The following is a 21,532-nucleotide window of genomic DNA, read 5'->3' on the forward strand; positions in this document are numbered from 1 at the left end:
CATCGAGCCGAAGACAGACCTTCCCCGCCCACTTGTCCGGTGCGATTTCCATGCTAGGTTGGATGTACAGATGGGGATGGAGTCCCCCGACAACCGCCCGTCGGCCTGTGACCGTAGTGGGCTGATGACTCCTGCTCGAGGAGGGGCAATCTCAAAGCCTCGGCCTTTGGCGGGAGCATGGACAAACCCGCCGATGGCGGGTTTTTTGTTGCCTGAAGGCGAAGGTCAGGGCGTGACGACGACGACACCGAATGCTGCGCGTGCGGGGCTGCCCAGGGGGATCTGGGTGCTCGGCTTCGTCTCGATGCTGATGGACGTCTCCTCCGAGATGATCCACGCGCTGCTGCCGGTCTATCTCGTCACCGTGCTCGGGGCCTCCACGCTCACGGTCGGCTTCATCGAGGGCATTGCGGAGGCGACCGCCTCGATCACGAAGATCTTCTCCGGCGCATTGTCCGACTGGCTCGGCCGGCGCAAGCTCCTCGCGGCGCTCGGCTACGGCCTAGCCGCGCTGACAAAACCGCTGTTCCCGCTTGCCCCCAGCGTCGGTTGGCTGATTGCCGCGCGCTTCATCGACCGCGTCGGCAAGGGTATTCGCGGCGCACCGCGCGATGCGCTGATCGCCGACATTGCACCTGCGGGTCTGCGCGGCGCGAGCTTCGGCCTGCGGCAGTCGCTCGACACCATCGGCGCATTCGTCGGACCGCTCGTGGCGATCGGCCTGATGTGGTGGACGGCAGATAATTTTGCCCTCGTCTTCTGGGTAGCGGTGCTGCCGGCCTTCCTGTCTTTCGGCCTGATCGCATTCGCGGTGAGCGAGCCGGAGCCGGACCCAAGCCGGGAGACTACGAAGAATCCGCTGAACACCTCCGCCATGCGGCAGCTCGGATCCGTGTACTGGCGCGTCGTCGCGGTCGGCGTGGTGTTCACGCTCGCGCGCTTCAGCGAGGCCTTTTTGATCCTGCGCGCGCAGAACATCGGTCTCTCGGCGATGTGGGTGCCGGCGGTGCTGGTGCTGATGAACGTGGTCTATGCCCTGTCGGCCTATCCGGCCGGCGTGCTGTCGGACCGGATCAACCGGACCGGCCTGCTCGCGCTCGGCCTCGTCTTCCTCGCCGGCGCCGATCTCGCGCTCGCGCTGCTGCCTAGCCTCGCGGGCCTCGCGCTCGGCGTCGTGCTGTGGGGGCTGCACATGGGATTGACCCAAGGCCTGCTGTCGGCCCTCGTCGCCGACGCCGCGCCGCCGAGCCTGCGCGGCACCGCATTCGGCTATTTCAACCTGTTCACCGGACTGGCCTTGCTAGCCGCAAGCGTGATCGCCGGCGCGCTGTGGGATGCCTACGGTCCTGCGGGCACGTTTTTGGCCGGGCTCGGCTTCGCGCTGGTCGCGCTCGCAGGGCTGCTCGCCGTCGGCAATGGTCTGGCAGCGGAGGACAAATGATGATGGAGGAGCGTTCGTCGTGTTGAGCGGAGTGATCGCAATCGTGGTCGGCAGCGTTCTCGGCGGCTGCGCGCGCTATTTCGTCTCGGGCGCGATCGCGCGGCGGCTGGGCGAGACCTTTCCCTGGGGCACCATGACCATCAACATCACCGGCGCCTTCCTGATCGGCATTTTCGGCGCGCTGGCAACCCATCCCGGCTCGATCTTCGCCGCGCCCAATCCATGGCTGTTCGCGGTGACCGGGTTCCTCGGCTGCTACACCACGGTGTCCTCGTTCAGCCTGCAGACGCTGACACTCGCGCGCAACGGCGAGCCGATGCATGCGCTCGGCAATGTCGCGCTCTCGGTCGGGCTTTGCCTTGCCGCCGTCAGTTGCGGCTTTGTCATCGCTGACGGTCTTGGAGGCTAGAGGCGGATGACCGTTCCCTCCTCCACCGACCGCTGGCGCAGCGCGATGCTCTATGCCTGGGTTTCCTTCGGCAGCGTCCTTGGCGGCCTCGCGCGCTATTTCGTCTCCCTCGTGCTCGACACCGGCCCGGGCTTCCCCGTCGCGACGCTGTTCATCAATGCCACGGGATCGCTCATCATCGGCTTCTACGCAACGCTGACCGGCCCCGACGGCCGCGTGCTGGCGCGGCCCGAGCACCGGCAGTTCGTCATGACCGGGTTTTGCGGCGGCTACACCACCTTCTCGGCCTTCAGCCTGGAGACCTTCCGCCTGTTCCACGGCGGCATGAAATACACGGCACTCGCCTATATCGCGGCATCCGTCATCTGCTGGCTGGTGTCCGTGTGGCTCGGCCATATGATGGCAAGCCGCTACAACCGCTTGACGAGGAGCTGACCATGCAAATCCCCAATCAGGCTGTTTCGCTCCGGATCTTCATCGGCGAGAGCGACCATTTCGGCGGCAAGCCGCTTTACGAAGCGATCGTGATGACGGCGCGCGAGCGGCATCTCGCGGGCGCCACCGTGCTGCGCGGCCCGATGGGGTTTGGCAAGTCGAGCCGGCTGCACACCTCGAAGATCCTGCGGCTGTCGGAAGACCTGCCGCTGCTGATCGAGATCGTCGACAGCGAGGACAGCATCAACGCATTCCTGCCCATCCTGGATGGCATGATGTCGAGCGGCCTGATCACCTTGGAGAAGGTGCAGGTCCTGCAATATGGTGAGAGGACCGCACACTGAGCACCGCGGCTGAACCGAGCCCGCCGTTTCCGGGAGGCGGAATGAACGACACCGTTACCAAGCCTAAAACCAGGACGAAGACCAAGGTCGAGCGGCCCAAGCTGCACAAGGTCATCCTGATCAACGACGACTTCACGCCACGCGAATTCGTCACGATGATCCTCAAGGCCGAGTTCCGCATGACCGAGGATCAGGCCTACAAGGTCATGATCACCGCGCACAAGCTGGGCGCCTGCGTGGTCGCCGTGTTCACCAGGGACGTCGCCGAAACCAAGGCCACCCGCGCCACCGACGCCGGCCGCGCCAAGGGCTATCCGCTGCTGTTCACGACGGAGCCCGAGGAATAGGGCTTCATGTTGCGACGATGAATGATCTTCATCTCATCGCGCATCAGGCCATCACCACCGGCGTCTCTTCGGCGAGCCCGTACACGCGTTGCGCCTTCGAAAACCCTGCGATCGGAAATTCGCCGAGCTCGCGCCAGTCATGGCGGCAGGCGTTCGCGAAGACTTCCGAGACCACGACGGTCCGCCCCAGCCTGCCCGTGATCTTCTCAAGCCTTGCCGCGAGATTGACGGCGGGGCCGATGCAGGTGAAGTCGAGGCGATTGCCGCCGCCGATATTGCCGTAGAGGATGTTGCCGACGTGCAGCGCGACGCCGAAGCGGAAGCGCTCGACGATGTCGCCGACCGGGAAAGCGAGCGCCTCGACGCTGGCGCGGGATTCGCGCGCGGCCTCCAGCACGCGGGTGCAGACATGGGCGGCATCGCCGACATATTCGTCGATCGGGAACACCGCGAGCAGGCCGTCGCCCATGAACTTCAGCACCTCGCCGCCATGGCCCCGGATCGCGGTGACCTGGCAGTCGAAATACTGGTTGAGGATCTCGACCACGGTCTCGGCCGGCAGCCGGTCCGACAGCGCAGTGAAACCGCGCAGATCCGAGAGCCAGATCGCAGCCTGCATGGTGTCGTTGTGGCCGCGTCGGATCTGGCCGCCGAGGATGCGCGCGCCGGCACGGTTGCCGACATAGGTGTCGAGCAGCATCTCGGCGGTGCGGCGCAGGCTGATGATCTCGCTGACGCGCGCGAGCGGTGCCGCAAGGGTCCGGATCGCCGCGATGTCGTCGTCGCTGAAGCCGCCGGGCTGCCGCGTCACCCAGCTCGTCGCGTGGATCGAGCCGTCGAGATAGTGCATCGGCATCGCGAGGTAGTCGGTCACGCCTTCGGCGCGCATGTCGTCGAGGAACGGAAACCGCTTGCTGTCCGGGTCGTCCATCCGTCCCCGGACCTCCAGCCCCTCCTCGAACACGATCCGGAGCGGGCTCCTGGCGAATTCAGGCGTGTCCAGAATCTCGAAATCGACAGTACCAATCTCGACCTTCTGACCTTCCCGCCAAATGAAATTGCGGCCGAAGATTTCCGGATGCAGCGTTCGGATGAAGATACCGAACCGCGACAGCGGCAGGCCGGCCGCGACCAGATGCTCGCAGACCTCGGCGATCATCTCGGAAGGGGTCCCAGACGACCTCGCACCGTCGATCAGCCAGTTGGTGATGCGCTGGATCTCGGAGTTTTGCATGACCGCATTTGCGGACGAAGTTGTGGGGACGTCAAGCTGCGCGGTGGGCTAGTACCGCGACACGAATGCTCTAGCGGCCGACCTGCCCGCGATCCCGAATGAAGTGATCGGCGAGCACGCAGGCCATCATGGCCTCGCCGACGGGCACGGCGCGGATGCCGACACAGGGGTCGTGGCGGCCCTTGGTCATGATCTCGGTGTCGGCGCCCTTGCGATCGACAGTGAGGCGCGGCTGGAGGATCGACGAGGTCGGCTTCACCGCGAAGCGGACCACCACCGGCTGTCCGGTGGAGATGCCGCCCAGAACGCCGCCGGCATGGTTGGAGAGGAAGCGCGTGCCATCATTGCCTGTGCGCATCTCGTCGGCGTTCTCTTCGCCGGTGAGCTCGGCCGCGCCAAAGCCGGCACCGATCTCGACGCCCTTCACGGCGTTGATGGTCATCATCGCACCCGCGAGATCAGAATCGAGTTTTGCGTAGATCGGGGCACCTAAGCCTGCCGGCACGCCTTCGGCGACGACCTCGATCACCGCGCCGATCGACGAGCCGCTCTTGCGGATGCCGTCGAGATAGGTCTCGAAGAAGGCGGCCTTGTCCTTGTCCGGACAGAAGAACGGATTTTTGGCAATCTCGTCCCAGTCCCATTTGTCGCGGTCGATCTTGTGCGGGCCGATTTGCACCAGCGCGCCGCGGACCTTGACGTCGGGCAGCACTTTTCGCGCGATCGCACCGGCGGCAACGCGCATCGCGGTCTCGCGCGCCGAGGAGCGGCCGCCGCCACGATAGTCGCGCAGGCCGTATTTGGCCTCATAGGTGAAGTCGGCATGTCCGGGACGAAACTTGTCCTTGATCTCGGAATAGTCCTTCGAGCGCTGGTCGGTGTTCTCGATCAGGAGCCCGATCGGGGTGCCCGTCGTCACCTGCACGCCGGTCTCCGGATGCGCCATCACGCCGGACAGGATTTTCACCTGGTCCGGCTCCTGGCGCTGGGTGGTGAAGCGCGATTGGCCGGGCCGACGGCGGTCGAGATCCTGCTGGATATCGGCCTCGGTGAGCGGGATCATGGGCGGACAGCCGTCGACCACGCAGCCGATCGCCACCCCATGGCTCTCGCCGAAGGTGGTGACGCGGAACATGTGGCCGAAGGTGTTGAAGGACATCGCTGCTCGCTGGGTCGGTTCGGGCGTGTGGTAACGCGCGGGGGGCCGGGGGTCAAACCCATAGCCACCGTGGATGACGGCGAACCGACCTAACTAAACTTCTCAAGCCGCCCGTCGCGGAAGACGTAGACGGCGCCCTGCTCGATATAGAGCTCGGCGGCGCTGGCCGGCGTCTCAAGGCCGAGCGAAACCATCAGGGCCCGGCAAGTCCCGCCGTGGGCGACGGCGACGGTGTCGGTCCGGAGCTCGTTGTACCAGGCCCGCACGCGGACCTGCACATCGGCGTAGGTCTCCCCGTCCGCGGGGCCGACCGTCCATTTGTCGGCGAGGCGCCTGGCATAGACGTCCGGATCGGCCGCCTCGCTCTCGGCCAGCGTCAGCCCTTCCCAGCTGCCGTAGCCGATCTCGCGCAGGCGATCGTCGAGCGCGTAGTCCGCCGGCGGCAGTTCGAGCTTGCCGCGCGCGAGTTCCATGGTCTGGCGTGCACGCCCGAGCGGGCTCGACACGTAGGGTAACGCCGCCTTGTCCTTGCCGTCGCGCTTGAAGAGATCCGCCAGCACGCCGCCGGCCTGCACGGCCTGACCGCGTCCACGCGCGTTCAGCGGAACGTCCTTGGTGCCCTGAAGCCTCCCGAGCGCATTCCACTCGGTCTCACCGTGGCGAAGGTAATAGATCGTGGGCACCGGCATTCCAGATTTATAAGCTAGTCCTTGCCGCCGAACGAGATGTCCGGCGCGTCCGGGCGCTTCATGCCGAGCACGTGATAGCCGGAATCGACGTGATGCACCTCGCCGGTGACGCCGCGCGCGAGGTCGGAGAGGAAATACAGCGCGCTGCCGCCGACGTCTTCGATCGAGACGTTGCGCCGCATCGGCGCGTTGTTCTCGTTCCACTTCAGGATATAGCGGAAGTCGCCGATGCCGGATGCCGCGAGCGTCTTGATCGGGCCGGCCGAGATCGCGTTGACGCGGATGTTCTTCTCGCCGAGATCGGCGGCGAGATAGCGCACGCTGGCCTCCAGCGCGGCTTTCGCCACGCCCATCACGTTGTAGTGCGGCATCCACTTCTCGGCGCCGTAATAGCTGAGCGTGATGAGCGAGCCGCCATCGCTCATCAGCTTCTCGGCGCGCTGCGCCACGGCCGTGAACGAGTAGCAGGAGATCAGCATCGACTTGGAGAAATTCTCCGGCGTGGTGTCGACGTAGCGGCCGTCGAGCTGCTCGCCATAGGCGATCGCATGCACCAGGAAGTCGATCTTGCCCCACTTCTCCTTCAGCACTGCGAAGGCGGCGTCGATGGTCGCGGCATCGGTGACGTCGCAATGGCCGAGCACGAGGCCGCCGATCTCGGCAGCGAGCGGCTCGACGCGCTTCTTGAGCGCATCGCCCTGATAGGTGAAGGCGAGCTCGGCGCCGGCTGCGTGGCATGCCTTGGCGATGCCCCAGGCGATCGAGCGGTTGTTGGCAAGGCCGAGGATGACCCCGCGCTTGCCCTGCATCAGACCTGAATTCTGCGCCATTTGCTAACGTCCCGTCGAGCTCTCGTTGAGGTCTGGAGGTACACCAGCCCTCCTTCGCGGTACAGTCCTAATACGCGGCGTTAACGCTGTTTCAAGCGCCGGAATAGCCGTTCCGTTCGGGTGTTATGATGATTGAGGCGCTCGCGCCGGACAGCAGGACGTCAAGACGGCATGAGTGCGTTTCGCCAGAGTGTGGAAGCCATGATCCCGGCGTTGCGCCGCTACGCCCGCGCGCTCACGCGCGATGCGGATGCGGCCGACGACCTGGTGCAGGATACGCTGGTGCGGGCGCTGCGTTCGGAGCGCCTGTTCCTCGGAGGCGATGTCAGGAGCTGGCTCTATACGATCCTAACCAACCTCAACAAGAACCGGCGGCGCTCGCTGGCAAGGCGCCCGCAATTCACGCAGCTGACGGAGAACAATCCGGATGCCAGCGGGACCGAGGCCGAAGGGCGCGACATCGAGAAGGCGCTGGCGACGCTGGTCGAGGAGCAGCGCTCGGTGCTTCTGCTGGTGATGCTGGAGGGCATGAGCTACCGCGAGGTCGCCGACATCCAGGGCGTGCCGATCGGCACCGTGATGTCGCGCCTGGCGCGAGCGAGAGCCCACGTTAAAGCCTCGCTGGAAGGTGAGCGCCCGGCGCTCAAGCGGGTGAAGTGATGGCAGTGTTGATGCATCGCGCAGGTCGCTTCGCCTGCATGGCGCGGGAAGCAGCGCAGTTGAACTGCGAAAGACATTTTGGGCCGCAGAGCCAGAGACGATCGATATGAACGACCATAATATTCCCATTACCGAAGACGAGCTGCACGCCTATGTCGACGGCGAGCTGCCGGCCGAGCGCCGCGCCGACGTCGAGGCCTGGCTTGCCGCACACCCTGACGATGCCGGACGCGTGCAGTCCTGGCGCGCCATGGCCGAGATGCTTCACGCGCGTTACGACTCTGTCGTCCAGGAGCCGGTGCCGGCCCGGCTGGAGCTCGAGCGGCTGGAGCGCCGTCCCCGGCAATGGCTCTATGGCGCCGCGGCGGCTGTGCTGGTCGCCTTCGTGGCCGGCGGCACCGCCGGTTGGGTGGCGCATGGCGCGGCCAACGCCCCCTCGACCTTCCAGAGCTTTACAGCGGACGCGCTCGACGCCCACCGCCTCTATGTCGTCGAGGTTCGCCACCCCGTCGAGGTCGGCGGCAACGAGCGCGACCATCTCCAAGCCTGGCTGACCAGGCGTTGCGGCTGGACCGTGTTCGCGCCGAACCTGGAGGCGAGCGGGCTGAAGCTCGTCGGCGGCCGGCTCTTGCCGGGGCCGAACGGTCCGGCGTCGTTCCTGATGTATGAGGGCGCCTCGGGCGAGCGGTACACGATCTACACCGCCAAGACCGAGACCGGCGCGACTCAGATGCGCTACGCCAAAGCCGACAAGGACGGCGCACTGTTCTGGGCCGAGCGCGGCGTCGGCTACGTCGTCAGCGGCGGCAGCGATCGCGATCGCCTGACCAAGGTCGCGCAGGCGGTCTACGACCAGGCCGAGAAAAACGGTACCTGAGCAACCGCTTGAAGGCGGTGCCTCGATTCCGACATTGAAAATTTGGAATCAAGACATGGGTGCGTCTCATTATCGCACCGGATGCTCACGAGAAAATGAGTAGCGTTCGATCCGCCGATCGACGCGGGCGGCCTCGATTGGGGTTTTTGGTACCGCGCTGGTCCCCCTCTCGAGGCCGCACCTATTATCGACTGCCCCGCCGGACAGCCGACACGTCGAACCACATGAGCCGAGAGGCGCTCTCACGCCTCAGGCATATGACGAGCATCATCTGTTGAGAGATGCTCTGGTCCTTTGGGAGACCCCCCTTCAGTTGCGATCTCGCCCTAAAGCGCGATGGCTCGCGCTTTAGCAATTTTCTTTGCGCATGATCTTTTCGGAAAACGGCTGAACGCCGCATGAACGCCTCGCTCTCACGCGGCCCTCCGGGTCCGGATCATGCTTTAGCCAAGCCCGCTACGTGGATTGTAGGGGTGTTGGTCCCGCCACTTCTCCATCAATGCCTCAAGCTCGGCGTCGTTCCCGTCCGGTAGCATAATCCTGATGGTGACGAAGAGATCCCCGGTTCCGCCAGTTTTTGGCAATCCCTTGCCCTTGAGGCGGAAGGTCCGGCCGCTGGAGGTGTTTTTCGGGACCGACAGTTCCACGGCATTGCCGAGGGTCGGCACGCGGACCTTGCCGCCGAGCACCGCCTCGTAGAGCGTGACCGGCAGGTCGATCCTGAGGTCGGCACCCTCGATCTTGAAGAACGGGTGCGGCGCGATGCTGATCGTGATCAGGAGATCGCCCGGCGGATGGCCCTGGGCGCTCTCGCCCTGCCCTCGCAACCGGATCTGCTGGCCCTCGGTGACGCCGGCCGGAATCTTGACGTTGAGCTCCTTGCCCGTCGGCAACCGGACGCGCTTCTCGCCACCCTTGACCGATTCTTCCAGCGAGACGCTCATCGCGACATTGACGTCGAGATCGAGGCCGATCCCTCCGGTGTCGAATTCGAACTGCCCGGCGCCGCCGGCCCCGGGCCGCGCACCACGCGTCCCGCCGAACATGCTGTTGAGGATGTCCTCGAACGCGCCGCCGCCCTGACCAGGGCCCGCGCCGCCGCTGCGGAACGTATAGCTTTCGAACCCGCCGGGACCCGCACGGCCGCGCGGCCCGCCGCCGCCCGGAAAACCCTGGAAGCGCGGCTTGCCGTCGGCGTCGATCTCGCCGCGGTCGAACTGCTTGCGCTTGTCCTCGTCGCCGATGATCTCGTTCGCCGAATTGATCTCGGAGAAGCGCTCGGCGGCCTTGGGGTCATCCTTGTTGCTGTCGGGATGGTGCTTCTTGGCAAGCTTGCGATAGGCGCTCTTGATCGCGGCAGCGTTGGCGCTCCGCGGCACCCCCAAGACCTCATAGGGGTCGCGCATCCGTCACGTCTCCTTCAAGAAATCGAATTGTTCAAAGGGCTCCCCGCCCCATCTGCTCGTCATGTGGGAGGCGAGTGGCATTTTTGCAACTAGCCGCAGAGCCGATTCCTAGCTCCGCCACGGCTTTAGCGTATGAATCTCCCAACGGCCACGGCTGCTTTGGCAGCCGGCGCCCTGGAGCCAGCTTTCGGTGCTGCCATTGACGTAGCTCGCCAGGAAGTCCCGGCACTTGCGGCCGTCCTCGGCAGCGTAGGACTGCGCGATCGGCGTCACCGAACCACGCGCACCGGTTTCCGGATTCTCCCAGTGCTGGCTGGAATCCTTGTCGCCCTTGCTCAGCACGTCGGAGGCGGCGTTACGGGCGAAGGCAAGATCGGTGTCGGTCGGCGGGGCGTCCTTTGCCGCCCGCGCGATCGAGCCGGTCAGGTCACTGTCGTCGGCCTTGGCGTAGGCGCTGGTGTCGTTGCGGGAAAAGCTGCAGCCGCCGGAGCCGAGCCCGATCAGAATCATTGTCATGACAAAGCCGGACGGCCGGATCGCCGATAGGCCAACGCGTCCCCATGCCCTATATAGGGCGGTAGCGGACAACAACGCGTTTTGGGCCGCTGGACGCAATTCGGACTCCGGACATGACCGACACGACCTCGATGAAACACCAGACACCCTTAACATCCGGTGATTTCACCGCCGCCGACGAGCCATTTGCGCTGTTCGAGGCCTGGCTGAACGAGGCGATCAAGACTGAGCCGAACGATCCGAACGCCATGGCGCTCGCAACCGTCGACCCCGACGGGCTGCCAGACGTCCGCATGGTGCTGATGAAGGGCTTCGATGCCGACGGTTTCGTCTTCTACAGCCACATCGCGAGCCAGAAGGGCCGCGAACTCGCCGCAAATCCTAAGGCGGCGTTACTTTTTCACTGGAAGTCACTGCGCCGTCAGGTCCGCATCCGCGGCAACGTGACGCCGGTGACCGACGCCGAGGCCGACGCTTACTTCGCCACCCGTCCCAAGCAGGCGCAGATCGGCGCCTGGGCGAGCAAGCAGTCCGAGGCGCTGGAAAGCCGCTTCGCCTTCGAACAAGCCATCGCCAAAGTCGCGGCCAAGCACATCATCGGCGAGGTGCCGCGGCCGCCGGGCTGGAGCGGCTGGCGCATCACGCCCTCGCGTATCGAGTTCTGGCACGACCGCCCGTTCCGCCTGCACGACCGTATCGAATTTCGCCGTGACGCGGCCGGCCAGCCATGGTCCAAGACGCGGATGTATCCCTGAGCTTAGGCCGACCTGAAAGATGTCCATGCCGCATTCGTCCAATGCGCCGCGCCGCACGCTGCTCCTGACCGGAGCGAGCCGCGGCATCGGCCACGCCACAGTGATCCGCTTCTCGTCGGCGGGCTGGCGCGTCATCACCTGCTCGCGGCATCCCTTCCCCGAGGACTGTCCGTGGGACGCCGGCCCCGAGGATCACATCCAGGTCGACCTCGGCAACCCCCTGGACACCGCGCGCGCGATCACCGACATCCGCAACCGGCTCGAAGGCGGCATGCTGCATGCGCTCGTCAACAACGCCGCGATCTCGCCGAAGGGGCCGGGTGGCTCGCGGCTTGGCTCGGTCGACACCGACCTCGACACCTGGACGCACGTCTTCCACGTCAATTTCTTTGCGCCGATCATGATCGCGCGGGGATTGATCGAGGAGTTGAAGGCGGCCAGGGGCTCGGTCGTGAACGTCACCTCGATCGCGGGCTCGCGCGTGCATCCCTTTGCGGGCGCCGCCTATGCCACATCGAAAGCTGCGCTTGCATCCCTGACGCGCGAAATGGCCTCCGATTTCGGCCGCGTCGGCGTCCGCGTCAACGCGATCGCGCCGGGCGAGATCGACACCTCGATCCTGTCGCCGGGCACCGAGAAGATCGTCGACCAGCAGATCCCGATGCACCGGCTCGGCACGCCCGACGAGGTCGCCAAGATCATCTACGTGCTGTGCACGGACACCAGCTCTTACGTCAACGGCGCCGAGATCCACATCAACGGCGGCCAGCACGTGTAAAGGCCAGGCAGGCGAAGCATGGGCCGGTTCGCGAGCACTGCGTCACTCTACGAGCATTTGCGGCCGCCCTACCCGAGCGAATTCTTTCGCAGCGTCGCGCACAAGCTTGGTCTCACCAAACAGAGCAGCCTGATAGACCTCGGCACCGGACCCGGACTCTTGGCGCTCGGCTTCGGCCCCTATGTCGGCCGCGTTGTCGGCGTCGATCCCGAGCCCGAGATGATCGAGGCGGCGCGACGCGCCGCAGCGGGCGCAGGGCGGAATATCACGCTGATCGAAGGCAAGGCCGAAACGCTGGCTCCCGACATCGGCAGCTTCGATGTCGTGACGATCGGGCGCGCCCTGCATTGGATGGATCGCGACCTGACGCTTGCACTGCTCGACCGGCTCGTCGCGCACGACGGCGCAATTGCCATCTGCGCCTCATTCTCGGCCACCGACGGCCGCAACCCGTGGCTTGACGGCTACAATGAAGCGCGCCGCCGATGGTCACCGGCCAAGCTGTGGGAGGAGGCCGGTCGGGGCACGCGGACTCACCGCGACCTCCCAGCATTCTTTCGCGGCAGTTCGTTTCAGCCCGCTGAACTCGTCTCAATCGAGACCAGCCATCTGGTCGGCCTGCACGACCTGGCGAAACGCACCCTCACCTACTCGTCGTCATCGCCGGAAGCGCTTGGCGAAAATGCCGACGCGATGCTGCGCGATGTCGGGCAGCATCTCGCTCCCTTCAGTCGCGACGGTGCTATCGCCGAGACCGTCGTCTCGACGGCCCAGATCGTGAAGCGCTAGATGATTTTCCCGCTCGAAGCGCGGGAAGCAAGGCGATCCAGACAACGCCGCCGCAGGACCTGGATCGCCTTTACCCTTCCGTTCCTCAATCGACTCGAATCCGACGCGACCGATCGCGCAGCCGCGGAGCGGCCGTGCTGAACGCAGTCGAGCAGTCGTCGTCGTTCTCACCGTCGAGCAGCGGAGCACCACAGTGCCGGCACATGCGCGCCGACATCGACGACGCCTTGCCGCTCGCCAGGACCTGACGGTAATTCGCCAGATCGATGACGTTGCGGGGCGACGTTATGTGTTTTTCAACCATGGCTGTTCCTCGCGGCTAACATGCTGCTTATCGCAGACAAGTTTCGCGCAAACGTTCAGCCCACTGCTCAAATTTTACCGGAGGAATTGGGGCGGCGGGCACACATCACGGCGCGGCCTCAATCCCGCTCTATTCTGCGACACCAACCATCGTGTCTCGTTGAACAGCGTAAGGTCTCGGTAGGTATCAAAGCCACTTCTTCCACTTGAAGAGCCAGTACGGGACGATCGCGGCGGCGAGCATCATCACCAGCGCCATCGGATAGCCGTGGACCCATTCGAGTTCCGGCATCGCCTTGAAATTCATGCCGTAGATCGAGGCGATCAGCGTCGGCGGCATCAGGACAACGGCCATGACCGAAAACAGCTTGATGATGTTGTTCTGCTCGAGATTGACGACGCCGAGCATGGCGTCGAGCACGAAGGTGATCTTGCTGGAGAGATAAGAGGCGTGGTCGGTCAGCGAGGCGACGTCGCGCTGCATGGTCTTGAGCTGCTCGCGCATGTCCTTCGACCATTTCACGCCCTCCACCACCGCGGAGAGGAAGGTGACGACGCGGCCGATCGACACCAGGCTTTCGCGAACCTTCGAGGTCAGGTCGCCCTTGCGGCCGATCGAGATCAGGATCTGGGAATATTGCTTGGCGTGGCCGTGGCGCTCGCTCTCGGGCTCGAAGATGTCGTGCGAGACCTGGTCGATCTCCGCGCCGCAGCGCTCCAGGATGTCGGCGCAGCGGTCGATCACGGCGTCCAGCAGTTCCATCAGCACCATCTCGCCGGTGATCGCGGGCGTGCAGGAACGGGCCAGCTTGGCCTCGACCAGCGCAAACGGCTTGGGCTGGTCGTAGCGCACCGTCACCAGGCGATGGTCGCCGAGAATGAAGGTCACAGCCGTGGTCCGGGGCATGTCGGTGTCGGACTGGCACATCAGCGTTGCCGTCATGTAGCGGGCGCTGTTCTCGATATAGAGGCGGCTGGAGATCTCGATCTCCTGCATGTCCTCCCGGGTCGGGATCGCAATACCGGAGAGCCGCTCCACCGCCTTGTCCTCAGCCGCGGTCGGGTTGACCAGGTCGATCCACACCGCATGCTCTGGAACCGCCGCGAGGTCTTCGACAACCGCTTTCTTGAGGGAGGAGTCGGTGGGAACGAACACAGAAAACATGCACAACTCCAGCAGGGGCCTGCGACAGAGTGACAGCCCTTAGCGCGATTCTGACAAGTTCATGATGACAAGCACATTAACGGAGCGTTTGCATTTGTGGCGGCGCCGTGGCCCAACCGTGGCACGGAATCGACAGTCGGGCGTGCTTTGCCTAAAAACCAGCACAGGAGCGCAAAACTTGCGGCAAAAAAGCCACAGCTCGGCTCTTGCAGCGCGGGAAAAGGTCCGAAACGCTGGAATTGTGGCAGATTTCAACGATAATAGGGCCCAACGGAGTCGTGGTTTGGGCGCGTCTCAAGCCCCGCGAAAGCTAGTTGTTGTCGATTGGAACCAAATCATGTCGTCGCTGAAAGTTATGCTGGGTATTTTGGCCGCTGGCCTGATGCTGTCGGGCTGCATGCAGGCCACACATTTTGAAGCGACCGACACCAAGGCCTTCAAGCCGAAGGACAAGGAACTCCTCGCCAAGGTCCGGTACGAGAACACCCCGGTCGCCGAGCCGTTCCGCCGCGCCATCGTCGATTACCACCGCAAGGAATCGCCGGGCTCGATCGTGGTCGATTCCGACAACCATTACCTCTACTGGGTGATGGATGGCGGCAAGGCGATCCGCTACGGCATTACCGTCGGCGAAGAAGCCATGGCATGGTCGGGCATTGCCAAGGTTGGCAGCATGACCGAGTGGCCGGCCTGGCATCCGACCCCGGGCGAGATTTCGCGACTGGGCGTGCCGACCTACGTTGCACCGGGTCCGGACAATCCGATGGGCTCCCGCGCGATGTATCTCTACTCCGGCGGCAAGGACACGCTGTTCCGCATTCACGGCACCAACCAGCCGGAATATATCGGCGCCTCGATCTCGTCGGGCTGCATCCGCCTGACCAACGAGGATGCCATCGACCTCTATGGCCGCGTCAAGGTCGGCACCATCGTCGTGGTGCTCGAGCCGAAGCATGGCGACTCGCCCTACAATTCGCGCCTCGCGCTCGGCGGCAGCCAGACGGGCCAGGCGGGCAGCTACTGATCGCTTCCTGCTCTCGGACATTCAAAAGCGCCGGTTTTACCGGCGCTTTTTTGTTGCCGGCTTGTGCGGCTCGGCTTTGGTGCCATCGGCGGCCGACTTGTCCGCCGGCGCAGGGGATTTCTGCGCCGGCTCGTCATCAGCTCCGTCCTTGGCTCCATCCTTGGCCTCAGGCCTGGCCGCGACCTCGCGCGGCGGCGCCTCCTCGGGCCGTCCCGCCGGCAGCAACGGGGCGACCTGCGGCAGGGGATCCCAGACGTTCCACTGACAAATCCGGTAGTCGTTGCGCCGTTGCGCCAGGTCGAGATGGATGTGGTCCTCGTGATACCAGTCCGAGCCCGGACCGAGCACGGTGGAAAAGCGCGCGCAGACTGAATGCAGCACGCGCTCGCGCACATCGCGCGGCATGCCGCGGTCGGTCAGGCCGATCGACCGCCCGTTGGCGAGCTTGATGGCGCGGACGTCGAGCGCGTTGGCCTTGCCGTGTTCGGACAGCATCGCGCCGGCGACGCGGTTACGGCCTCGGCATTCGAAGCTGTCGAAATTGTCGAGATCGCTGATGGTCGAGCCGAGGCTCGCCGCCAGCGGCACCATGTCCTTGCGCACCCAATCGGCGATCGCGGACGCCATGGTGCAGCGGAGGATCGCCGCCGGCTTGACCGCCACCTTGCGCTTGTCCGGCAGCACGATCGCCTCCAGGCGCACCAGATCCTCGCCGCCGCAGGCGCCGGGGCCGCGAATATCGGGAATGGACGGCGCGACTGCGATCTCCTCGGTCAAGGCGAGCCGGCAGGCCGAGAGTTGCTTCTCGGGCGGCGGCGCGGCCTCGGCGGGCTTGGTCGCGCTCGGCTTGTCTGCGGAAGGCTTCCCCTCTGCCTCCGGCGCGGCCTCGTCCGTTGCTTGGGGGGCCTCCTCCGGACGGGGCTTTGGTAGCGGTATCCTGGCGGAGTGCACCTTCGTACGTGGCCGTGGTGTCCCGAGGCCAAAGATATCCAGCGGCGCAGCATATTTTCGTGCTTCTGCCCGCTCCGCCAGCACAAGCGACAGCCCGAGCGCAGCGGTAACCATTGCCGCGCCTGCGGACATATAGCCGCGACAAGACCATTTGCGGCGAAAGTCCGGCAGGCTAAAACTCATGACAATTCTTTGGCCCAGCGCTGAGAGCTATAAAAAGTCCAGCCCACCTCGGAGGAATGTCTGAATGCTTGGTTTGATGCAAGATTGGCCCCTGCTCTGCCACCGGATCATCGAACACGCCGCCAAGATTCATGGCAAGCAGGAGGTCGTTACGCGATCGGTCGAGGGACCGATCCATCGCACCACCTACGGCGAAATCCACAAGCGGGCGCTCAAGGTCTCGCAGGTGCTGGAGCGAGACGGCATCAAGCTCGGTGACCGGGTCGCAACGATCGCCTGGAACACCTGGCGCCATCTCGAGGTCTGGTACGGCATCATGGGGATCGGCGCCATCTGCCATACCGTCAATCCCCGCCTTTTCCCCGAGCAGATCGCCTGGATCATCAACCATGCGCAGGACCGCATCGTGATGACCGACCTCACCTTCGTTCCGGTCCTGGAGAAGATCGCCGACAAGCTGCCAAGCGTCGAACGCTACGTCGTGCTCACCGACAAGGCGCATTTGCCTGAGACCACGCTGAAGAATGTGGTCGCCTACGAGGACTGGATCGCGGAGGCCGACGGCAAATTCGAATGGAAGGACTTTGACGAGAACACGGCCGCCGCGATGTGCTACACATCCGGCACCACGGGCGATCCGAAGGGTGTTCTGTATTCGCATCGCTCCAACGTGCTGCACGCGCTGATGGCAAACAATGTCGATGCGCTCGGCACCAGCGCGTCCGAGACAATGCTGCCGGTGGTGCCGCTGTTCCATGCCAATAGCTGGGGCATCGCCTTCTCGGCCCCCTCGCAAGGCACCAAGCTGGTCATGCCCGGCGCCAAGCTCGACGGCGCCTCCGTCTACGAGCTGCTCTCGACCGAGAAGGTGACGCACACGGCGGGCGTGCCCACGGTGTGGCTGATGCTGCTGCAGCACATGGCCGCCAACAATCTGAAGCTGCCGGCTCTGAAGATGGTGATCTGCGGCGGCTCGGCGATGCCGCGCTCGATGATCAAGGCCTTCCTCGACATGGGCTCGAACGTGCGCCACGCCTGGGGCATGACCGAGATGAGCCCGATCGGCAGCGTCGCGGCGCTGAAGCCGCCGTTCCAGAATGCGACCGGTGAGGCGCGGCTCGACGTGCTGCAGATGCAGGGCTATGCGCCCTTTGCGGTGGAGATGAAGATCACCGACGATGCCGGCAAGGAGCTGCCCTGGGACGGCAAGACCTTCGGCCGTCTCAAGGTCTCCGGCCCCGCCGTCGCCAAGGCCTATTACCGCGTCGACAGCAACATCCTCGACGAGGAGGGCTTCTTCGACACCGGTGACGTCGCGACCATCGACGAGGCCGGCTACATGCGGATCACCGACCGCTCCAAGGACGTGATCAAGTCCGGCGGCGAGTGGATCTCCTCGATCGACCTCGAAAACCTCGCGGTCGGCCATCCCGCCGTGGCGGAGGCCGCCGTGATCGGCATCTATCATCCCAAATGGGACGAGCGGCCGCTGCTGATCGTGCAGCTCAAGCAGGGCCAGCAGGCCAGCCGCGAGGACATCCTGAAGTTCATGGACGGCAAGATCGCCAAATGGTGGATGCCTGACGACGTCGCCTTCGTCGAAGGCATTCCGCACACCGCGACCGGCAAGATCCTGAAGACCGCACTACGCGACCAGTTCAAGGATTACCGTTTCCCGAACGCGGCGGCGTAACCCTCGGTACCACCCTCCCCTGGAGGGCGTGAGCGCTCGACGCATTGAAGCCCCACAACGTCATGGCCGGGCTTGTCCCGGCCATCCACGCCTTGCCCCGCGGCACGGAGAACGTGGATGCCCGGGCATAGGCGAGCGGAAGCGACGCCGTCCTTCGGACGGCTATGCCCGGGCATGACGGTCTGGGCGCATGCGGAACCCTTGAATTTGCCTCCGGGCCGTGGTCTCAACGGCCCATCGTCGCGCCAAATCGGCCGACATCGCCCAAACCCCCGGCAGAGCTTCACCCTATGGCCCGCAGGTTTTCCGCTCCCTATCAGTCGGAGCCCGTGTCCAGCCTCGCGAGTTGGGCGCGCAATCTGGCCGTGTTCGCGGTGGTGGCGGTGGTGGTCTCGATCATCATCGTCCGCTTCGACTTCCTGGAGATGAGGCCGGCGCTGATGACGTTCTTCGGCGGGCTCGCGATCGCCGGCCTCTCGATCCTGTTTGGGCTCGCGGGCTTTGCCGCGATCTGGCAGAACGGCTCGCGCGGCATGGGGCGCATCCTGCTCGCCTTCCTCATCAACGGCGCGATCCTCGCTTATCCCGCTTATCTCGCCCTGCAATACCGCAAGCTGCCCCCGATCTACGACATCACGACCAACCCGATCGACCCGCCGCGCTTCGACGCGCTCGCGCATCTGCGCACCGGCGATGGCACCAACACCGCGGTCTATGCCGGCCTCTATTCGGCCGAGCAGCAGCGCCAGTTCTACCCGGACATCGAGCCGATCGAGCTGGAGATCCCCGTCGATCGGGCCTATGCGATCGCGCGCCAGCTCGTCATCAAGCGCAAATGGCTCGTCATCGACGAGCGCGAGCCGCAGCCGCCGCGCCGTATCGGTCGCATCGAGGCGGTGGCACGGACGCCGATCATGGGGTTCCGCGAGGACATCTCGATCCGGGTCGTGCCCGACGGTGACGATTCCCGCGTCGATATCCGCTCGGCGTCGCGCTATTTCGACAGTGATCTCGGCAGCAACGCCGCGCGCGTCAAAAAATTCATCGACGATCTCAACACCGCCGCCGACGCCGACGCGCTGAAACCGGTGAAGAAGACGCCGGTCGCGCCGCCGAAGGCACCGGCGAAGACGGTGAAGAAATGAGATCGGCGAATGGGGAGTAGCAAATAGCGAGTGGAAAGCACCTATTCGCTGCTCCCTATTCGCCATTCGCCCCTAAGCCATTCGATACGTTCCACCGATCACGGGATCGCCGTCCGTCGTCACCACGCCGCGCGCGACCAGATCTTCCAGATGCGCCAGGACCGAATAGCCGGCGGCCGTCGTCAGCCTGGGATCGATACCGATATAGATCGCGCGCACCATGGTCGGGATATCGGCCTCGCCCTTGGCTAGGCGATGCAGGATCGAGGCCTCGCGCGCCTTGCGGTGGCGGATCAGGAAGCGCACGAAGCGCTGGCCGTCCGGGATCTCCGGGCCGTGGCCTGAGAAATACAGATCCTCCTCGCGCCCGGCGAGGCGGTCGAGCGACTCCATGTAGTCGATCATCGAGCCGTCGGGCGGCGCCACGATCGAGGTCGACCAGCCCATCACGTGATCGCCGACGAAGTTGAATTTCCGTTCGGGCCAGGCGAAGGCGAGATGATTGGCGGTGTGGCCGGGCGTCGCCACGGCCTCCAGACGCCAGCCGTCGCCTTCGACGACGTCGCCATGGGCGATCCTGATATCGGGCGCGAAATCGCGGTCGGCGCCGGACTCCGGATTGTGCTTCTCGCTCTCGAAGCGCGGTCGCGAGGCACGGTGCGGGCCCTCGGCATAGACAGGCGCGCCGGTCGCCTGCTTGATCCGTGCCGTGTTCGGCGAATGGTCGCGATGGGTGTGGGTGACGAAGATATGGCTCACCGTCTCGCCGCGCACGGCATCGAGCAGCGCCGCCGCATGCGCCTCATCGTCCGGGCCGGGATCGATGATCGCGACGTTGCCTTGGCCTACGATGTAGCTGACCGTGCCGGTGAAGGTGAACGGGCTCGGATTGTTACAGAGCACGCGCCGCACGCCGGGACGGACTTCCTCGACGACACCGGCTTTGAGCGGAAAGTTGCGGTTGAACGGGATGTCGTCGTTGTCGGACATGGGACTTCCTGTGCACTGCAGCCCCAACCCTCACCGTCATACCCCGCGAAAGCGGGTATCCAGTACGCCGCGGCGCCTGAGGCGAAGGCGAGGTCTCTGGGATACTGGATCGCCCGCTCTAGTGCGCAATTGCGCACAGGGCGGGCGATGACAGCGGAGCAAACTAGCCGCGGCCGAAGAACGCTGCGACTAGAAAAACGCCTGGATGCCCGTGATCGCACGTCCCAGGATCAGGGCGTGGACGTCGTGAGTCCCCTCGTACGTGTTGACGGTCTCGAGGTTATGGACGTGGCGCATCACGTGGTACTCGGCCGAGATGCCGTTGCCACCGTGCATGTCTCGCGCGACGCGGGCGATATCGAGGGCCTTGCCGCAATTGTTGCGCTTCATGATCGAGATCATCTCGGGGGCAAACTTGCCCTCGTCCATCAGACGGCCGACGCGAAGCGAACCCTGGAGGCCCAGCGCGATCTCGGTTTCCATGTCCGCCAGCTTCTTCTGCACGAGCTGGGTCGCGGCGAGCGGCTTGCCGAACTGCTTGCGATCGAGCGTGTACTGGCGGGCGCGGTGCATACAGTCCTCGGCGGCGCCGAGCGCACCCCAGGAGATACCGTAGCGGGCGCGGTTGAGGCAGCCGAACGGGCCCTTGAGGCCGGACACGTTGGGCAGCAGCGCGTCCTCGGGAACCACGACGCCATCCATCACGACCTCACCGGTGATCGAGGCGCGCAGGGACAGCTTGCCGCCGATCTTCGGCGCGGAGAGGCCCTTCATGCCCTTTTCCAGCACGAAGCCGCGGATCTGGTTGTCGTGCTCGGCCGACTTGGCCCAGACCACGAACACGTCGGCGATCGGCGCGTTCGAGATCCACATCTTGCTGCCGGTCAGGCGATAGCCATCCGAGACCTTCTCGGCGCGGGTCTTCATGCCGGCCGGATCGGAGCCGGCGTCGGGCTCGGTGAGACCGAAGCAGCCGACCCATTCGCCGCTGGCGAGCTTCGGCAGGTACTTCTTGCGCTGGTTCTCGTCGCCATAGGCGTAGATCGGGTACATCACCAGCGAGGACTGCACCGAGTTCATCGAGCGATAGCCGGAATCGACCCGCTCGATCTCGCGCGCGACGAGGCCGTAGGCGACGTAGCTCGCATTGGCACAGCCATATTCCTCAGGCAGCGTAATGCCGATCAGGCCGAGCTCGCCCATCTCGTTGAAGATCTCGCGGTCGGTCTTCTCCTCGAGATACGCCTTGGTGACGCGCGGCAGCAGCTTGTCCTGGGCATAGGCGCGCGCGGTGTCGCGCACCATGCGCTCGTCTTCGGTAAGCTGCTCGTCGAGCAGGAACGGATCGTCCCATTGGAAAGAAGCCGCAGCCGGCTTGTCCTTGGTCTGAGGGCGCACGCTCATGAAAC

General features: G+C 64.9%; 23 protein-coding genes and 1 riboswitch. Of the genes, 13 read left to right on the top strand and 10 right to left on the bottom strand.

What is annotated here, in order from left to right; translation table 11 throughout:
• The first annotated feature begins 63 nt into the window (after positions 1-63).
• Positions 64-141: riboswitch (Fluoride riboswitch) on the top strand.
• Between the two features lie 52 nt (positions 142-193).
• From ACVJ5M_RS37185 to clpS, 5 genes are read left to right on the top strand one after another with little or no spacing between them, the layout of a single operon-like run.
• Positions 194-1,441 (top strand): MFS transporter, encoded by a 1,248-nt coding sequence (locus ACVJ5M_RS37185; protein WP_231144376.1) that lies wholly within the window; start codon positions 194-196, stop codon positions 1,439-1,441.
• Positions 1,416-1,850, top strand: a complete 435-nt coding sequence (gene crcB / locus ACVJ5M_RS37190; RefSeq protein WP_063984920.1) for a fluoride efflux transporter CrcB — start codon at positions 1,416-1,418, stop codon at positions 1,848-1,850. The genes ACVJ5M_RS37185 and crcB (ACVJ5M_RS37190) overlap by 26 nt, the downstream gene beginning before the upstream one ends.
• Positions 1,851-1,856: 6 nt before the next feature.
• On the top strand, positions 1,857-2,285 hold the full coding sequence (crcB, locus tag ACVJ5M_RS37195) for a fluoride efflux transporter CrcB (RefSeq protein ID WP_212487035.1): 429 nt from the start codon (positions 1,857-1,859) through the stop codon (positions 2,283-2,285).
• Between the two features lie 2 nt (positions 2,286-2,287).
• On the top strand, positions 2,288-2,629 hold the full coding sequence (locus ACVJ5M_RS37200; RefSeq protein ID WP_063984922.1) for a DUF190 domain-containing protein: 342 nt from the start codon (positions 2,288-2,290) through the stop codon (positions 2,627-2,629).
• Between the two features lie 41 nt (positions 2,630-2,670).
• On the top strand, positions 2,671-2,976 hold the full coding sequence (gene clpS, locus ACVJ5M_RS37205; RefSeq protein WP_014497217.1) for an ATP-dependent Clp protease adapter ClpS: 306 nt from the start codon (positions 2,671-2,673) through the stop codon (positions 2,974-2,976).
• Positions 2,977-3,019: 43 nt separating this feature from the next.
• Here clpS and ACVJ5M_RS37210 read toward each other — a convergent pair whose 3' ends face one another.
• The 4 genes from ACVJ5M_RS37210 to fabI form a co-directional block, all read right to left on the bottom strand.
• Positions 3,020-4,210, bottom strand: a complete 1,191-nt coding sequence (locus tag ACVJ5M_RS37210) for an adenylate/guanylate cyclase domain-containing protein (protein ID WP_063984923.1) — start codon at positions 4,208-4,210, stop codon at positions 3,020-3,022.
• Between the two features lie 70 nt (positions 4,211-4,280).
• On the bottom strand, positions 4,281-5,369 hold the full coding sequence (aroC, locus tag ACVJ5M_RS37215) for a chorismate synthase (RefSeq protein ID WP_063984924.1): 1,089 nt from the start codon (positions 5,367-5,369) through the stop codon (positions 4,281-4,283).
• An 89-nt stretch (positions 5,370-5,458) separates the two neighbouring features.
• The gene (locus ACVJ5M_RS37220) at positions 5,459-6,058 is read right to left on the bottom strand and encodes a histidine phosphatase family protein (protein ID WP_063984925.1); all 600 of its coding nucleotides are present in this window, start codon (positions 6,056-6,058) and stop codon (positions 5,459-5,461) included.
• Between the two features lie 14 nt (positions 6,059-6,072).
• Entirely contained in the window at positions 6,073-6,888 is an 816-nt protein-coding gene (fabI, locus tag ACVJ5M_RS37225) for an enoyl-ACP reductase FabI (protein WP_063984926.1), read from the bottom strand.
• A 171-nt stretch (positions 6,889-7,059) separates the two neighbouring features.
• Between fabI and ACVJ5M_RS37230 the strand changes: the two genes are divergently transcribed.
• Together ACVJ5M_RS37230 and ACVJ5M_RS37235 are read left to right on the top strand one after the other, a co-directional pair.
• Positions 7,060-7,548: a sigma-70 family RNA polymerase sigma factor gene (locus ACVJ5M_RS37230; RefSeq protein ID WP_014497222.1), complete on the top strand. Its 489-nt coding sequence runs from the start codon at positions 7,060-7,062 to the stop codon at positions 7,546-7,548.
• Between the two features lie 106 nt (positions 7,549-7,654).
• Positions 7,655-8,425 (top strand): anti-sigma factor family protein, encoded by a 771-nt coding sequence (locus tag ACVJ5M_RS37235; protein WP_014497223.1) that lies wholly within the window; start codon positions 7,655-7,657, stop codon positions 8,423-8,425.
• A gap of 443 nt (positions 8,426-8,868) precedes the next feature.
• Here ACVJ5M_RS37235 and ACVJ5M_RS37240 read toward each other — a convergent pair whose 3' ends face one another.
• Together ACVJ5M_RS37240 and ACVJ5M_RS37245 are read right to left on the bottom strand one after the other, a co-directional pair.
• A complete protein-coding gene (locus tag ACVJ5M_RS37240) occupies positions 8,869-9,831 on the bottom strand; it encodes a DnaJ C-terminal domain-containing protein (RefSeq protein ID WP_063984927.1) in 963 nt (320 codons plus the stop codon).
• A 108-nt stretch (positions 9,832-9,939) separates the two neighbouring features.
• A complete protein-coding gene (locus ACVJ5M_RS37245) occupies positions 9,940-10,347 on the bottom strand; it encodes an RT0821/Lpp0805 family surface protein (RefSeq protein ID WP_063984928.1) in 408 nt (135 codons plus the stop codon).
• A 113-nt stretch (positions 10,348-10,460) separates the two neighbouring features.
• On the opposite strand from ACVJ5M_RS37245, the gene pdxH reads away from it, so the two are divergent.
• Genes pdxH through ACVJ5M_RS37260 form a run of 3 tightly spaced genes read left to right on the top strand, consistent with a single transcriptional unit; the run spans position 10,461 to position 12,669 of the window.
• Complete coding sequence (pdxH, locus tag ACVJ5M_RS37250; RefSeq protein WP_063984929.1) at positions 10,461-11,102, top strand: pyridoxamine 5'-phosphate oxidase; 642 nt, start codon at positions 10,461-10,463, stop codon at positions 11,100-11,102.
• A 25-nt stretch (positions 11,103-11,127) separates the two neighbouring features.
• Entirely contained in the window at positions 11,128-11,880 is a 753-nt protein-coding gene (locus ACVJ5M_RS37255; protein WP_063984930.1) for an SDR family NAD(P)-dependent oxidoreductase, read from the top strand.
• 18 nt (positions 11,881-11,898) lie between these two features.
• On the top strand, positions 11,899-12,669 hold the full coding sequence (locus ACVJ5M_RS37260) for a class I SAM-dependent methyltransferase (RefSeq protein WP_231144375.1): 771 nt from the start codon (positions 11,899-11,901) through the stop codon (positions 12,667-12,669).
• A 490-nt stretch (positions 12,670-13,159) separates the two neighbouring features.
• On the opposite strand, the gene ACVJ5M_RS37265 is transcribed toward ACVJ5M_RS37260, so the two are convergent.
• On the bottom strand, positions 13,160-14,137 hold the full coding sequence (locus ACVJ5M_RS37265; RefSeq protein ID WP_063984932.1) for a magnesium transporter CorA family protein: 978 nt from the start codon (positions 14,135-14,137) through the stop codon (positions 13,160-13,162).
• A gap of 337 nt (positions 14,138-14,474) precedes the next feature.
• On the opposite strand from ACVJ5M_RS37265, the gene ACVJ5M_RS37270 reads away from it, so the two are divergent.
• Positions 14,475-15,161, top strand: coding sequence for a L,D-transpeptidase (locus ACVJ5M_RS37270; RefSeq protein ID WP_063984933.1), 687 nt, complete (start codon positions 14,475-14,477; stop codon positions 15,159-15,161).
• A gap of 36 nt (positions 15,162-15,197) precedes the next feature.
• Here the strand turns inward: ACVJ5M_RS37270 and ACVJ5M_RS37275 are convergent, their stop codons facing one another.
• Positions 15,198-16,295, bottom strand: a complete 1,098-nt coding sequence (locus ACVJ5M_RS37275; protein WP_063984934.1) for an extensin family protein — start codon at positions 16,293-16,295, stop codon at positions 15,198-15,200.
• Between the two features lie 64 nt (positions 16,296-16,359).
• Here ACVJ5M_RS37275 and ACVJ5M_RS37280 point away from each other — a divergent pair, with 64 nt between their 5' ends.
• Together ACVJ5M_RS37280 and ACVJ5M_RS37285 are read left to right on the top strand one after the other, a co-directional pair.
• Positions 16,360-17,988 carry a fatty-acid--CoA ligase gene (locus ACVJ5M_RS37280; protein ID WP_063984935.1) on the top strand — a complete coding sequence of 543 codons (1,629 nt, stop codon included), beginning with the start codon at positions 16,360-16,362 and terminating at the stop codon, positions 17,986-17,988.
• Positions 17,989-18,278: 290 nt separating this feature from the next.
• Positions 18,279-19,133, top strand: a complete 855-nt coding sequence (locus tag ACVJ5M_RS37285; protein WP_063984936.1) for a DUF1499 domain-containing protein — start codon at positions 18,279-18,281, stop codon at positions 19,131-19,133.
• 72 nt (positions 19,134-19,205) lie between these two features.
• Here ACVJ5M_RS37285 and ACVJ5M_RS37290 read toward each other — a convergent pair whose 3' ends face one another.
• Both ACVJ5M_RS37290 and ACVJ5M_RS37295 read right to left on the bottom strand, forming a co-directional pair.
• A complete protein-coding gene (locus ACVJ5M_RS37290) occupies positions 19,206-20,123 on the bottom strand; it encodes an MBL fold metallo-hydrolase (protein WP_063984937.1) in 918 nt (305 codons plus the stop codon).
• 189 nt (positions 20,124-20,312) lie between these two features.
• Complete coding sequence (locus tag ACVJ5M_RS37295; protein WP_028148218.1) at positions 20,313-21,527, bottom strand: acyl-CoA dehydrogenase; 1,215 nt, start codon at positions 21,525-21,527, stop codon at positions 20,313-20,315.
• Between the last annotated feature and the right edge of the window lie 5 nt (positions 21,528-21,532).

The sequence above is a fragment of the Bradyrhizobium sp. S3.7.6 genome, from assembly GCF_054061875.1.